Annotated in this window: 18 protein-coding genes; 7 read left to right on the forward strand and 11 right to left on the reverse strand. The window is 34.1% G+C overall.

Translation table 11 applies throughout. The features are described from left to right. The first annotated feature begins 79 nt into the window (after positions 1–79). Together prfA and pyrF are read left to right on the forward strand one after the other, a co-directional pair. Positions 80–1,156, forward strand: coding sequence for a peptide chain release factor 1 (prfA, locus tag UH1x_RS13850; RefSeq protein ID WP_036152745.1), 1,077 nt, complete (start codon positions 80–82; stop codon positions 1,154–1,156). A gap of 3 nt (positions 1,157–1,159) precedes the next feature. Beyond that, positions 1,160–1,981, forward strand: a complete 822-nt coding sequence (gene pyrF / locus UH1x_RS13855; protein WP_482622348.1) for an orotidine-5'-phosphate decarboxylase — start codon at positions 1,160–1,162, stop codon at positions 1,979–1,981. On the opposite strand, the gene UH1x_RS13860 is transcribed toward pyrF, so the two are convergent. Then, positions 1,973–2,164 carry a hypothetical protein gene (locus tag UH1x_RS13860; protein WP_036152749.1) on the reverse strand — a complete coding sequence of 64 codons (192 nt, stop codon included), beginning with the start codon at positions 2,162–2,164 and terminating at the stop codon, positions 1,973–1,975. The genes pyrF and UH1x_RS13860 overlap by 9 nt on opposite strands. Positions 2,165–2,389: 225 nt before the next feature. Here UH1x_RS13860 and UH1x_RS13865 point away from each other — a divergent pair, with 225 nt between their 5' ends. Beyond that, a complete protein-coding gene (locus tag UH1x_RS13865) occupies positions 2,390–3,172 on the forward strand; it encodes an alpha/beta fold hydrolase (RefSeq protein WP_482622350.1) in 783 nt (260 codons plus the stop codon). Between the two features lie 187 nt (positions 3,173–3,359). Here the strand turns inward: UH1x_RS13865 and UH1x_RS13870 are convergent, their stop codons facing one another. From UH1x_RS13870 to UH1x_RS13880, 3 genes are all read right to left on the reverse strand, one after another. Continuing rightward, on the reverse strand, positions 3,360–4,076 hold the full coding sequence (locus UH1x_RS13870) for a DUF4197 domain-containing protein (RefSeq protein WP_396635197.1): 717 nt from the start codon (positions 4,074–4,076) through the stop codon (positions 3,360–3,362). A 31-nt stretch (positions 4,077–4,107) separates the two neighbouring features. Further along, on the reverse strand, positions 4,108–4,959 hold the full coding sequence (purU, locus tag UH1x_RS13875) for a formyltetrahydrofolate deformylase (RefSeq protein WP_482622352.1): 852 nt from the start codon (positions 4,957–4,959) through the stop codon (positions 4,108–4,110). A gap of 85 nt (positions 4,960–5,044) precedes the next feature. Continuing rightward, a complete protein-coding gene (locus UH1x_RS13880) occupies positions 5,045–5,434 on the reverse strand; it encodes a hypothetical protein (protein ID WP_036152762.1) in 390 nt (129 codons plus the stop codon). Between the two features lie 118 nt (positions 5,435–5,552). On the opposite strand from UH1x_RS13880, the gene UH1x_RS13885 reads away from it, so the two are divergent. Then, on the forward strand, positions 5,553–6,002 hold the full coding sequence (locus tag UH1x_RS13885) for an Lrp/AsnC family transcriptional regulator (protein WP_036152765.1): 450 nt from the start codon (positions 5,553–5,555) through the stop codon (positions 6,000–6,002). A 102-nt stretch (positions 6,003–6,104) separates the two neighbouring features. Next, complete coding sequence (locus UH1x_RS13890) at positions 6,105–7,520, forward strand: alpha/beta hydrolase (protein ID WP_482622355.1); 1,416 nt, start codon at positions 6,105–6,107, stop codon at positions 7,518–7,520. Here the strand turns inward: UH1x_RS13890 and UH1x_RS13895 are convergent. After that, positions 7,507–8,250 (reverse strand): DJ-1/PfpI family protein, encoded by a 744-nt coding sequence (locus UH1x_RS13895; protein WP_482622357.1) that lies wholly within the window; start codon positions 8,248–8,250, stop codon positions 7,507–7,509. The two genes, UH1x_RS13890 and UH1x_RS13895, sit on opposite strands and share 14 nt — an antisense overlap. Positions 8,251–8,338: 88 nt before the next feature. Here UH1x_RS13895 and UH1x_RS13900 point away from each other — a divergent pair, with 88 nt between their 5' ends. Further along, positions 8,339–8,983: a DUF1684 domain-containing protein gene (locus tag UH1x_RS13900; RefSeq protein ID WP_482622358.1), complete on the forward strand. Its 645-nt coding sequence runs from the start codon at positions 8,339–8,341 to the stop codon at positions 8,981–8,983. A gap of 84 nt (positions 8,984–9,067) precedes the next feature. Here UH1x_RS13900 and UH1x_RS13905 read toward each other — a convergent pair whose 3' ends face one another. The 5 genes from UH1x_RS13905 to UH1x_RS13925 form a co-directional block, all read right to left on the reverse strand. Beyond that, positions 9,068–10,084: an outer membrane beta-barrel protein gene (locus UH1x_RS13905; RefSeq protein ID WP_482622360.1), complete on the reverse strand. Its 1,017-nt coding sequence runs from the start codon at positions 10,082–10,084 to the stop codon at positions 9,068–9,070. A gap of 97 nt (positions 10,085–10,181) precedes the next feature. Continuing rightward, positions 10,182–11,462, reverse strand: coding sequence for an ammonium transporter (locus UH1x_RS13910; protein ID WP_482622362.1), 1,281 nt, complete (start codon positions 11,460–11,462; stop codon positions 10,182–10,184). Between the two features lie 32 nt (positions 11,463–11,494). Continuing rightward, positions 11,495–11,833, reverse strand: a complete 339-nt coding sequence (locus UH1x_RS13915; protein WP_036157884.1) for a P-II family nitrogen regulator — start codon at positions 11,831–11,833, stop codon at positions 11,495–11,497. 291 nt (positions 11,834–12,124) lie between these two features. Then, complete coding sequence (gene crcB, locus UH1x_RS13920; protein ID WP_482622365.1) at positions 12,125–12,496, reverse strand: fluoride efflux transporter CrcB; 372 nt, start codon at positions 12,494–12,496, stop codon at positions 12,125–12,127. Positions 12,497–12,514: 18 nt separating this feature from the next. Continuing rightward, positions 12,515–12,694 carry a hypothetical protein gene (locus UH1x_RS13925; protein WP_157486474.1) on the reverse strand — a complete coding sequence of 60 codons (180 nt, stop codon included), beginning with the start codon at positions 12,692–12,694 and terminating at the stop codon, positions 12,515–12,517. Positions 12,695–13,045: 351 nt separating this feature from the next. Here UH1x_RS13925 and UH1x_RS13930 point away from each other — a divergent pair, with 351 nt between their 5' ends. Continuing rightward, positions 13,046–13,432, forward strand: a complete 387-nt coding sequence (locus UH1x_RS13930; RefSeq protein ID WP_036152784.1) for a pyrophosphohydrolase domain-containing protein — start codon at positions 13,046–13,048, stop codon at positions 13,430–13,432. 32 nt (positions 13,433–13,464) lie between these two features. Here the strand turns inward: UH1x_RS13930 and UH1x_RS13935 are convergent, their stop codons facing one another. After that, positions 13,465–14,535 (reverse strand): branched-chain amino acid aminotransferase, encoded by a 1,071-nt coding sequence (locus UH1x_RS13935; RefSeq protein WP_482622367.1) that lies wholly within the window; start codon positions 14,533–14,535, stop codon positions 13,465–13,467. Positions 14,536–14,596 lie beyond the last annotated feature (61 nt).

Raw genomic sequence — 14,596 nt, forward strand, 5'->3', positions numbered from 1 at the left:
TTTTTAATTCTTACCGTAATAATCCCCTTAGGGTGTCTATTATTTTATTGTAAATTTGCCATACAAGTGAAGTAAGCATATGATAGACAAGTTAAACATAGTAAAACAACGTTTTGATGAGGTTTCAGACCTTATAATTCAGCCGGATATCATATCCGATCAGAGTAAATATGTAAAGCTCACAAAAGAATACAAGGATCTTAAAGATTTAATGGATAAGCGAGAGGAATATCTTGAGCTTACCAATAATATTGCCGAAGCGGAGGAAATTATTGCTGACGGAAGTGATGCGGAAATGCTGGAAATGGCAAAAATGCAAATGGATGAAGCTAAAGCAGGTTTGCCAAAGCTAGAAGAGGATATAAAGTTGATGTTGATCCCTAAAGATCCTGAAGATGCAAAAGATGTAGTTGTTGAAATTAGAGCGGGAACGGGTGGTGATGAAGCAAGTATATTTGCGGGCGATCTCTTTAGAATGTATACCAAGTATTGTGAAGGCAAGGGCTGGAAAACCAACGTGATTGACCTTAGTGAAGGCACTAGTGGTGGTTATAAAGAAATACAATTTGAAGTTTCTGGAGCTAACGTTTATGGTACTTTAAAGTTTGAAGCTGGTGTTCACCGTGTGCAACGTGTGCCACAAACAGAAACCCAAGGTAGAGTACATACTAGTGCAGCTACAGTGATGGTTCTGCCAGAAGCGGAAGATTTTGATGTACAAATAGATCCAAAAGATGTGAGAATAGATTTCTTCTGTTCTTCTGGTCCTGGTGGTCAGTCTGTAAACACAACATATTCTGCTGTTCGTTTAACGCACATACCAACCGGATTGATTGCGCAGTGTCAAGATCAAAAATCACAACATAAAAATAAGGATAAGGCATTTAGGGTACTTCGTTCTAGATTGTATGATTTAGAATTGGCTAAGAAGCAAGAAGAAGATGCCGCTAAACGAAACTCTCAAGTTAGTAGTGGTGACCGTTCTGCAAAGATTAGAACGTATAACTACCCTCAAGGTAGGGTTACCGATCACCGTATTGGTCTTACGTTATATGATTTGTCTAATATTATAGATGGAGATATTCAAAGAATAATAGACGAATTAAGTTTTGTAGAGAATACAGAGAAATTGAGGGAAGCCTCTGAGATATTTTAAGTTATGACCACTCAAGAGTTAGTTGCCCAAATACATAAAAAACAATCTTTTTTATGTATTGGTTTAGATACGGATCTAGAAAAGATTCCTTCATATTTGTTGGAAGATGAAGATCCTATTTTTGCGTTCAACAAAGCCATAATAGATGCAACCCATGATTTGTGCGTAGCTTATAAGCCTAATATTGCTTTTTATGAAGCATACGGAGTTCAAGGCTGGTCGGCATTACGTAAGACTATCAAATACTTAAATGAAAACTATCCTGAAATATTTACCATTGCAGATGCAAAAAGAGGAGATATAGGGAACACTTCTACCAGATATGCCAAGGCATTTTTTGAAGATTTAAATTTTGATTCTATTACTATAGCTCCTTATATGGGGAGAGACTCCGTTGAACCTTTTTTAGCGTTTAAGGATAAGCACACCATTTTACTTGCGTTAACTTCTAATCAAGGTGCTTTTGATTTGCAAACTAAAAAGATAGAGGGTAAAGAACTGTATAAAGAAGTATTGTCGGTATCTACAACATATGAAGGAGCTGAGAACCTTATGTATGTGGTTGGTGCTACTAAAGCTGAATATCTTACCGAAATACGTGAAATTGTACCAAATAGCTTCTTACTAGTGCCTGGAGTAGGGGCACAAGGTGGAAGTCTTGAAGAGGTTTGTAAGTACGGTATGTCTAAAAATGTGGGACTACTTATAAATTCTTCCCGTGGAATAATTTATGCATCTGATCAAGAGAACTTTGCGGATGCTGCTAAAGCCAAGGCAAAAGAGTTACAGCAGGCAATGAAAACGGAACTAGAGAAATTAAACTAAATCTTCTAAAGTTTTTTTAATTCTTTGTGCTTTTAATTCAAAAAATTCTCCCAATTGAGTGTTTGACTGAATGTGTGAAGCTTTTTCTATAAATGTCTGATATTGATACTCTAATAAGCTAATAATATCATTATTTGCTTCCATTGGTGTTACCGATCCTACCTTGCAATACTGCTTGTTCATTATACTATATTTATGTTCTTACAAATATACGTTCAGAATCAAGTTTTGGACGTGGGTATGTTGGGCTGTACATCTAATTAATAGGTAATATGTCTTTTTTTTAACATATATGTGGATGAAAACTTAAAAGGACGTTGATTTTGAGCGAAATTTCATTATCCTAAATGTTATATCAAAAAGAATTAATACATTGTAAATCAACCGTGTCTTAAATAAAAATTTCATTTGCTACATTATATAACGTATCGACATAAAACTGCTATTACGTGGGTTACATTTGTACATGGTGCAGGTGGTAGTTCTTCTATTTGGTATAAACAGATACGAGAGTTTAAAAAACACTTTAATGTACTACTTTTAGATCTAAGAGGTCATGGTAATTCAAAACCTAGTCTTAAGAATGTTTTTGATGAGAAATACACGTTTGATGTCATTACAAATGATATTGTTGAGGTGATTGATCATGAAAAGATTGAGAAATCGCATTTTGTTGGTATTTCCTTAGGAACAATACTCATTAGAAATTTAGCGGAAAACCATCCTGAACGGGTAGAAAGTATGGTAATGGGTGGTGCTATCATGAAATTGAACCTGCGTTCTCAAATATTGATAAAGCTTGGTATCATCTTTAAAAGCGTAATACCATATTTATGGCTCTATAAATTCTTTGCGTTTATTATAATGCCTAATAAGAACCATAGAGAGTCTAGGTTGCTCTTTGTTCGTGAAGCAAAGAAATTGTATCAAAAAGAATTTATTAGATGGTTTAAGCTTACATCAGAGATAAATCCATTACTGCAGTTTTTTAGATCTGCAGATATTAAAATACCTACACTTTATGTTATGGGAGAGGAAGATTATTTGTTTCTGCCAAGCATACGTAAAATAGCAAAATCTCACCAACATTCGCAATTGATAGTAGTTGAAGACTGTGGTCACGTGGTAAATGTTGAACAACCTAATTTTTTTAACGAGAAGGTGGTGGCTTATTTGTTAGGTAAGAATTAATGATAAATTAATTTATAGTAAGTGCCTGCAAATTGCTTTTGGTTTAGTATTAAAACAAAAAAAACCGGTGCTCCCACCGGTTTTTAACTAACTAACTAACTCAAAAAATTGAAAATGAATGCTTTAATATTGTTCTGTTTAATTTTAACGCATAACTTTTTAAGTTATTGTAAGAGCTCTAGAAAATCTACTTTTTATCTTGAAGAGCAAATACTTTTTTCAGTACATCTGTTGTTCTAGATGAATATTTTGTTCTAATTTCTTCTTCTTCTACAGCTATCATTTTATATACTCCTGATAAAGCTTCTTCTGTAACATAGTCTGTTAAATCAGGATTAACATTATTTGTAAGTGGTATAGAATTGTACTTTGTAATAATAGAGCTCCATATTTTATCGGCTCCAACTTTTTTAAATGACTCGCTTATTACAGGGTTAAACTTTGAGTACAACTCTGTATTGGTTTTAGTTTCCAAATAAGTAGTAGCGGCATCATTACTACCTAATAATATGTTCTTAGCGTCTGCAAAAGACATTTCTTTGACGGCATTAACGAAAATAGGTGTTGCTTCGGCAACCGCATCTTCGGCCGCACGATTTAAAACTTTTAGTCCTTCATCTGCTAAGCTACCCAAGCCTATATCACGTAAGGTCTTATCTACCTTTTGTAAATCTTCTGGTAAAAGAATTTTCACCAATTCATTTTTATAGAAACCATCGGTTGCGGTTAATTTACTTACTTGTTTTTCAATACCTAGGTCAAGAGCCTCTTTTAGTCCGTTCGCAATTGTTTCGTTACTTAAAACACCTTCTGTAGATGTTGGTAATTGATTTACTACTTGTTGTAATTCTGCACATGAAACTATAAATAGCACGCAGATGGCTAAGCTTATTTTTTTAATCATCTTTTTAAAATTTATTTAGGGTCTACTGTACTTACGAGAATATTACAGTTTTATTGTTGTACACCATTGTTTTACGTGCAATATGAAGCTTTACGCCCCTGGCAAGCACTATTTTTTCCAAATCTTTACCTTTTGCAATAAAATCTTTAATGGAGTGGGAGTGGGTTACTGTCGTTACATCTTGCTCAATAATAGGTCCTGCATCTAATTCTTCTGTTACGTAATGGCTAGTAGCACCTATAATTTTAACACCTCTCTTAAAAGCTGCATGATAAGGTTTTGCTCCGGCAAACGCAGGTAAGAATGAATGATGAATATTAATAATCTTATTAGGGAATTTATTTATTAGAGTTCCGCTAACTATTTGCATATATCTAGCTAAAACAATGAAGTCAATATTATATTTTTCTAATAGTGCCAATTGTTCTTTTTCCGCTTCAATTCTATTCTCTTTAGTAAAGGGTATGTGGAAGAAAGGAATATTGAATTGATCAGCTATTTCTTTAAGGTCATTGTGGTTGCTTAATATAAAAGGTATCTCAACTGCTAGTTCGCCAGAACGATACCTACTTAATAGGTCATAAAGACAGTGTTTATATTTAGAAACGAAAATGGCCATTTTTGGCAATTTGTCATCTGTATGTAAACTCCACTCCATATTATAAGTAGAAGCTAGCTCTTTTTCAAAAAGAGTTTTGAAATGTTCTAAATCAGGGAAGTCTTGTTCGAATTCTACTACTGTACGCATAAAAAATACGTTGGCGGGTTTATCTACATGCTGGTCAAGATAAACAATGTTCCCTTTGTTTTTGCTAATGAAGCCGGTTACGGTACAAATGATACCTGCTTGATCCGGACAGTGGATTAAAATTGTTGTTTTCAATGGAAGTATAATTATGAGGTCAAAAATAGCTCATAATTCTTAAAACGCTGGCAATAAGCAATAATTTGAAAAGAATTTAAAAAGATTATGAGTGCTCGGATTTCCAAGCCTTATATGATTTTCTAAAGCTTTTTATCTCTTTTCTAAGTAAGTTAATATACTCTGTTTCTTTTACGCCATGTTTCTCAAGACCCATGCAATATGAGTTGATGTTTCTTATGATAATGTTGATGTAAGAAATAGTTTCTAAGCGCTCATTGCTACAATTAGAATATTCTACTTGAGCGATTTTTTGAGGAATTAATATGGAATCCGTTAAGATAGAATTAGCCATAATATCTCTAAGACTAGTTGATTCGCAAAGACGCATTAAGTCTTTGTTGAAAGATACATATGAGGCAATCTCTCTACTCATTGTGCAGAGTTCCAATGCTTTTCTGTAAATAGGTAAATGTTTTAAACTTCGATATGCCATTATGTGGGGTGTAATTAGCGTCTTATAAAATTACGTTAGTTATTTGTAAATTTTCTATTGAATAGAAACGTAATTTGTATTTTTACCTTTGATAATAAATAATTAAACAAAAAAACTTTTGAATCCAAAGATAGACGAGCTTAATTGGAAAATACTGAAACAATTGCAAGATAATGCGAGGGAATCCTTCGCGAATATTGGACGTACTGTTGGGCTAACAGCCCCCGCAGTAGCTGAACGTGTTAAGAAAATGGAGGATCTTGGTATTATTCATGGTTACAAGGCTACCGTGTCTCATGCATTAACAGGGCACCAATTAAAAGCAATAATTACTTTGAGAGCTTTTATGGGAAAGTTGAAGCCCTTTTTAGCAGTAGTTCCTACATTACAAGAGGTCATAAATTGTTATAGAATTACTGGGAATGAAAATATTGTTATGGAGGTAGTATTGAAAGATCAGTTTCATTTAGAGAAGTTTATTGATCAACTAATTCAATATGGTGAAACCAGAACACATATTGTTTTATCGCAAGTAATTTCAAATGCACCTATGCATAAGATTAAATAGAAATTTATAATTGTTTTAACTAGCTTTAAGTATTGTTTGTAAAACGAATTTAAAAGACTGTTGGTTAAAAATTATTTTGGCTAGATTTTTGATGCAAAATAAATGATGAAAAAAATACTACTCCTTGCCTTTGTTTTAATTTCTTCGGCATCCTATTCTCAAGAGCTTAGGCTTTTAAGAGGTGCTATTACGGAAAATCTAATAATAAACGATTCTTTGAATGAAACGTATTCACTTTATTTACCTACTAATTTTGATGTTAGTAGACCATGGCCTGTTGCATTTGTTACAGATTTGGATGGTAAAGGTAAAGCGGCTGTTTCTATGTTAATCAATGCTGCCGAGCAAGAAGGGTATGTGTTGGCTAGTTCAAACAATCTTAGTGACTCCCTTTCGATAGCGGAGAATGTACTGGTTGCAAACAGAATGTTTAACTCCGTTTTTAATACCATACCTACGGCAAAAAACCGTACATATACAGCCGGTTTTGCCAGTGGTGCTATGTTCGCATCAATTTTACCAACGTTTGTAAGAGAGATTAAAGGTGTTATTTCAATTGGTGCCTCTGTAGGGAATGTTGAGATATTGAATGTAAAGCAGCCTTTTCAGTTTATTGGTTTGGTAAATAGGTCAGATTATAATTTTAGGGATATGTATGACACCAAGCAGATACTAAATAAATTAAAATTTCCTAATGAATTGTTAGTGTTTGATGGGGATAGAAATTTGCCGGAGAAAGAAACAATTGCAAAAGCGTTTAGAATGTTGACATTGACCAGCATGGCAAAGGGGTATTTACAGCGAAACGACAGTTTGATCAATGCATCATATAATGAGTTTTTGGTAGATGTTAATACGAATGTTTCTAAACAGAAACCATTATTGGCAACCTATCAAATGTTAGATATGGAGAAAATTTTCTATCCTTTAATGGAATTGGATTCCTTAAAAGCTTCGCAAAAAGTATTGAGAAGAAGTACTTCTTACAGACAAGCCAATAGAAGTCAGAATAGTTACTTTTTAAAAGAATCGTTTACTAAAGAGGATTATAGTTATTATTTAGAAGAAGATATCATTTCTTACAATTATGCTAATTTAGGTTGGTGGAATTACCAGATGGATGAATTGAATAAATTGGATAAAAGTACTAATCTGTTTGAGCGCCAAATGTCTTCAAGATTAAGGGGATATATCAATGCTTTGGTTTCTGATAATATCGATTTTATAGCTGCAGATGAAAAGGTTGATTGGGAAGCTTTAAATTTATTGAACATGATAAAAACTATAACGGCACCAACGGAACATGAGGGGTATTTAAATGTCATATCCGCTAGTTCTAAGATGGAAGATTATGGTACGGCGCTTTTTTATTTAGAAGAGCTTTTGAAAACAGGGTACTCTGATAAGGAGAAGCTATATTCAATAGAGCATGCATCACTATTTAAAATTATGCCTGAGTTTAATGAGATGATTGAAAAATATCTAAAAGATGCTAGATATGATGTTATTGAACAGTAAGGTGTGGCACCTTTTCTAAATCCCAATCTATGACCAAACCCTTTGCAAGAGATTTGGTAATTTCTTTTCCATAAAGTACTTCGCAAAGATATAAGGCTGCTTCAAAACTTTTTGCTCCGCCTGCAGACGTAATGTATTTTCCATCGTGAACGAATAGGACATTGTCTTTTATATTCAAATCAGGAAACATCTTTCTGTAATTTTCCACATCACTAGGGAAGGTAGTGGAAGCAACTGAATCTAAAATTCCTGTTTTTGCCAAAGGGAAGGCTCCATCGCAATGGCTTGTCATGTAAAGTGCGGTTTTATTAACTTTTTTAATAAAATCTAACATTACCGTGTCTTCCAAATCACTGTCCATTGAATGTTCTGCGCTAGGAACTACTAAAATATCTATTTTGGGTAGCTTGTCTTTTGTATAATCATAATCTGGCAGTATACGAACACCCTCAAAAGTGGTGATCGGTTCTAAAGTATTGGCAACTATAAAAGTGTTCATTGCCTTTATATTCTTTCTATATTTTGTGTGTTGAAAAATATCGAATGGTGCCGTAAATTCAGTGTTAAAAGTACCGTCCATAATTAAAAAAGCAACATTGTAACTTTCAGGATTTAGCTCTGGCATTACTCTTGTCTTTTCTATTTCAACCTCTTTTTCATGTGCTATCTTATTTTCTTGACAGCTAAATAAAGTTAAAAGTAAAAACGGCAAAACATGTTTAAATTTCATATTAAAAAGTATAAGGTTCTAAAGTACGATTATATGTAAAAAAAGGTACAATGAATAAATTGTATTTTTGAAGTGTAAAGGAAGAGATATGAGATTATGTATTGCAGTTTTAGTTTTAGGAATGTTTGTTTCATGCGGACAGGAAAAGAAATATCACGATGTAAAAGATGAAGTAGTTGCTACTGCAACATCAGATAAATTGGCGGATATTTTAATTTTTCAGAAAGAATTAAATGCTGAATTTAAAGACCCTGAAACTTCTCCATTAGCGGATCGCTTTCGTATTGATTTTGAAAGCTTAGATTTTTTTGAGCCAGATACCAGTTATGTCATTGAGGCAGAATTTATAAGAACTCCTGAAGCGTTGCCATTTTCAATGCCTACTACTACAGATAGGGAGTCTACGGAGGTTGTATATGCTATCGCTAAGTTCTCTATTAATGGAAAAGCCCATGAATTGGAAATTTACCAATCTCCAGATTTAATTACTCAAGGAGAATATGAGGATTACCTGTTCTTGCCTTTTACAGATAATACGAATGGTAAGGAAACTTATGGTGGTGGTAGATATTTGGATTTAAGAATTCCTGATGGTAATACAATTATTCTTGATTTTAATAAAGCATACAATCCGTATTGTGCTTATAATAAAAAGTTCAGTTGTCCTCTTGTGCCTGCCGTAAATAATTTAGACACTGAAATTAAAGTAGGGGTAAAGGCATTTGACCACTAAGTTGTAAAAAATAAAAACCTCGGCAGGTATTGCCGAGGTTTTAAAACTTAAACTATAAAATCAACCATTAATTTTATCAACAACTTAGAAAGAGTAAACAGCTGCTACTAAGAAAGAAGATAAGCTTTTAGAAGCTGCTCCGTCTGCGTCGAAGTAAGGCTCAACGTCATCACCCCAAGAATCTAATCTGATTTCAGGCTTGATTGTTAAGTTTTCTACTGAATAACTTCCAGTTAAAGTTAATCCCAATACACTTGGGTTGTCTATACCAGGAGTATCTAAATCAACAGCAAAGTATTCACCTCTTAATCCAATTGAGAAATCATCTGAAGTAGCATATTGAGGGTAAAGCGCTACACCTGAGAAACCTGCACCGTCATTATCAGCATAAGCTGCATTGATTCCTAAGAAGAAATCTTCAGAAAGATCAAAACCACCTGTATAATCTATTTCAAAACCTAATGCTTCACCACCATCGTAGTAGAAGTTAAGGTATTGACCTGAGTACCCTAATTGAGCACCTGCAGAGTAAGCACCAGTTAAGTTATTGTTCGTGTCAGTTACGTTCATAATTGCTAACATTAAACTAAAATCATCTGAAAGTGCAAAATCAGCTTTTAAACCAACGTGCGAGAAAGGTCCGTTAGAAAACAAATATGACGTACTATAGTTAAAGTTACCTACAGGAGATATTACTTCGTATCCTAGGTAAGTATTGAATCTACCCATTGTTAAAGTAGTACCTTCAGATACATTCCAGTAAGCATAAAGTTGGTTTAGGTTATATCCGCCAACAGCTTCATCGCCTCTTGGTCCAAAAACTACATCTGCAACTACACCAGTTTTTTCTCCTTCATAAGTGGCAATAATATTTGCCATACCTAAAGCAAAACCAAGCTCATTTGCAAATGAACTGCCAAATGATTGTGCTGTGGCATCAGATGCACTCAAGTTTGTTTGATAGTAAGCATCTACCGAACCGCTAATGCTTATTTTTTTCTCTTCTTCATCTTCCTGAGCTACTACGCCAGCAGCTGCAAAAAGCATAAGACCTGTTGCAAAAATATTTTTTACGTATTTTGTGTAAATAATCGTTTTCATAAGTTTTGATTTTTATCCCTTTTGGGATGAATTAATTTGAGTAATTTATTGATAGGGTTATGTAACGGAGCGTTCTGCAAAACGCTCCGTATTTTTTTTATTTGTCGCTTGAAATATGCTCAGGGTATGCTTCAAGACCATGCTCTGTAATATCCAATCCTTCGATCTCGTCTTGTTTAGAAACTCTTAAACCTATTGTTTTCTTTAATATAAATAGAACAACAAAGGTTCCAAAAGCAGCCCATAGAATGTAAGCTAAAGAACCGTAAGTCTGAACCCAAAGAAGACTAGCGCCACCTCCGTATAAAAGACCACCGTCTAAAGCGAATACACCTACTAATACAGTACCAATGAAACCACACGTACCATGTACAGATATAGCACCTACTGGATCGTCAATTTTAAACTTTTTGTCCAATATTTCAATAGAAAGTACTACTGCTAGACCACAAATTAGACCTATTGCAATTGCACCCCAGGCATTAACAGCACCACAACCAGCTGTAATACCAACTAAACCTGCTAAAGCACCGTTCAGTGTCATAGAAAGATCTGGCTTTCCGTATTTTATCCATGTTAAGAAAAGAGCTGCTATAGCTCCAATGCCTGCTGCTAAGTTTGTGTTGATAATTACGCTACCTGCCGCAATAGTATCATCACCACCCCAAGCTAATTGAGAACCACCGTTAAAACCGAACCATCCTAACCAAAGGATAAGAACACCTAAAGCGCCATACATCATATTATGACCAGGAATAACTTTTACTTCTCCGTCAACATATTTACCAATTCTTGGACCTACCATAATGGCAGCTACCAAAGCAGCACCACCACCTACGGCGTGTACTACAGAAGAACCTGCGAAATCAATAAAACCAGCAGTGTTTAACCACGCATCATCATCAAATGGCCAGTACCAGCTACCAGATATTGGGTAAATAAATGTTGTTAATACTGCAGATAAAATTAAATAAGTTGAAAATTTAGTACGTTCTGCAACTGCTCCAGATACAATTGTAGCTGCTGTTGCACAGAATACAGTTTGGAAAAATAAATTATACCAATCTGTTGCACTAAAGAAGAAATATCCTTGTTCAGCAGGACTTGATCTAAAAAAGCCACCTAATACTAGGTCACTCCCGTACATGATACCGTACCCTACGGCCCAGAACATGATTGAACCTACGGCAAGGTCCATTAAGTTTTTCATTACTATGTTTCCTGAGTTCTTACTTCTGGTAAAACCGACTTCTACCAAAGTGAACCCTGCTTGCATAAAGAAAACTAAAATAGCGGCAATGGTAATCCATAAGGCTCCCATGTCACCATTTATCGCTTCTATAGCTGCGTTCATTGATTCTTGTGTTGCTTCATTCATAATTGTAATTTTTTGAGTGGTTCTTATAAGGGTTAGTTAATTCCTGCCAAACCTTTTTCTTTGGTTCTAATTCTATAGGCTTCTAATACTTCTGATACAAATACTTTTCCGTCACCAACATTACCTGAATATGCCGATTCTAAAATTGTATCTACTGTTTTCTCTAAAAAGTCATCTGAAACAACTATAGATAAATACCTACGTTGGATATCTGTAGTGCTGTAAGAAATTCCACGATAAACATGCCCTTGTTTTTCATTTCCTACCCCGGTTACATCCCAGTAACTGAAGAAGTTCACCTCTATTTGATGCAATGCCTCTTTGACATCGTCAAATTTTGATTTTCTAATAATTGCCTCGATTTTTTTCATTTGAATAAGTTTTTGATATTGCCAAATATATGTTAAAAACATTCACACCCTAAAAATATTAGGGGATCACTGCTGATTTTTGTCAGTATGATAATTTATACCCCTAAAATTTTAGGGTATTGTTATTATTAGATGTTTATATTGAAGATAACGAGAATGAGGAATAGTGATTTGGGTCTTATCATAGAATAATCGTCAGAAAATTGACTAATTATCTAACGATTGTTTAATAAAACGGCAAATACTTAAAAAAATGTATAAAAATAAAATAGTGAGCAATGAATGTTATTTCTATAACATTTTGCAAATCCATAGCCCAAATGATATAGCAAGTATACCAATAGCTACACTTAAGCCCATATATAGGGATGTTTGAAGTAGTGAGGATTCTTTAAATAAGATATTACTTTCCAATGCAAAGGTTGAAAAGGTAGTGAAGCCACCACAGAAACCGGTAGCCAATAATAATGTCTGATTTTCTGAAATGTAATTGTTCTTGAGGGAGAGTCCTATTAGTATACCTATAAGTAGACAGCCAATGATATTGACCAAAAAGGTACCTAAATAGAAATTTGAATAATAGGCATTCAGGTTTTTAGATATATAGTATCTTAAAATACTACCTAAACCCCCGCCTAAAAAAACCAGTAAAAATTGTTTCATACCTTATAAAGGTAAAAACTAAACTGCTTTCTTGTAGCTTGTAGTAAGTAAATCTAAAGGATAGATTACAGATGTTGGTTGTTTAGCTGATTTTTGAGCTGTAGTTTTCGCTTTTTGAGAAACACTGATCAAACTAACTGCTACCAACGCAATGTTAATACCTACTAATACTAAAAAAATTGTAAGAAATGTCATCATAATTTATTACATCTTATAGATGAATAACGCAAAATTACGGTATTTGGTATATATAACGTCGATATTCGGCGTTTTGTTGTGAAAACGTTAATTTTTGTGGTGTAGGAAAAAAATTAACTATTCTTTTAGGAAAAACTTTATGAATAGCAGTAGAATTATGAATAGTGTAAAGAAAACACCTATCCATTTTACGCCTTTGAAGTTTTTTTTGTGTAACTCAAGGTCTTTTCTGTAAGAAATTACAATTATGATGGCGAAAACCACTGCAAAAGCGATTGCAAAAATGATTTGTCCGGTGCTAAACATATTTTATATTTTTACGCAAAGCTAACCGAAAACAGTATAATAAAGATGAAAAATAAAATCAAAGCAGTAGAAGAGTTTCATAATTCTTTTGGTCTGGGTGTTTCAGAAGATATGATTGCGGATTTAGGAGAAGCAAAGAACACTTTGCGTTTTAATTTAATGGACGAGGAAAATAATGAATATTTAGAAGCTGCTCAGAATAATGACCTTGTTGAAGTTGCTGATGCATTGGGTGATATGTTATACATATTGTGTGGTACTATATTGGAACACGGTATGCAGTATAAGATTGAAGAAGTATTCAATGAAATACAAAGAAGTAATATGAGTAAGTTGGGTGAAGATGGCAAACCTATTTACCGTGAAGATGGAAAAGTGCTTAAGGGACCTAATTATTCTAAGCCCAATATTGGTGCTATTTTAGATAAATAAAAAAAGGGGCGATTCGCCCCCTTTTTTTATTGTTATGATTTGACTTTATAGCGCCATCCGAATTTATCTTCAGATTTGTTGTATTGTATGTCTGTTATGATTTTCTTTAATTGTTGACCAAAACTATTCTCCAATTCTGGTAAATCATAATCAGTATCTCTGTAACCAAAACCTGCAATGGGTGAAATAACCGCTGCCGTACCGGCACCGAACATTTCTTTTAATGACCCGTCTTTTGCGGCCTCAACAACTTCTTTTACCGTTATCTTTCTAACCTCGGTCTTAATGCCTTGATCTTTAGCAATGTCTAAAATACTTTTTCTGGTAATACCATCAAGTATACGATCACTGGTAGGTCCTGTTAATAAGGTGTCGTTTATTCTAATGAATATATTCATTGCACCAGCTTCTTCAATAAATTCATGGTTGGTGTCATCTGTCCAGATTACTTGGTTATATCCTTTTTCAACAGCAAGTTGCGTTGGGTAGAACTGACCTGCATAGTTACCACCAGCTTTAGCATAACCTACGCCGCCGTTTGCCGATCTAGAATATTTTTCCTCTATAAGTACTTTTACCTTGCCAGAAAAATAAGCTCCAGAAGGTGCGCAAGCAATGATGAACTTATATTCGTTGGCTGGCGATGCATGAAAACCGTTACCAGAGGCAAACATAAAAGGTCTGATATATAAAGAACTACCATCTTTAGTAGGTATAAAATCTTTATCTAGATTTAAAAGTGTGGTCAACCCTTCCATAAAGTAATCTTCAGGAATTTGGGGTATACACATTCTTTCTGCAGAAATATTAAAACGTTTATGATTATCTAATGGTCTAAATAGGTAGACATCATCATTTTTGTCCTTATATGCTTTCATACCTTCAAAAATAGATTGTCCGTAATGAAAAATCTTTGAAGAAGGGTCTAATGTAATTGGTTGGTATGGTGTTATTTTAGGAGTTTCCCACGCACCATTTTTATAAGTACAGACTAACATATGGTCTGTGAATACTGAGCCAAAAGCAAGATTGTCAAAATCTACTTGGTCAATTTTTGAAGTTTTTACCTTTTCTACTATGATATCTTTCGTTGCAATACTCATGAAATACGTAACTTTAGTTGATTAAAATTAAACAAATATCCCTACTAGCACTTCTTTTTTA

The organism is Maribacter sp. UH1, from assembly GCF_056839145.1.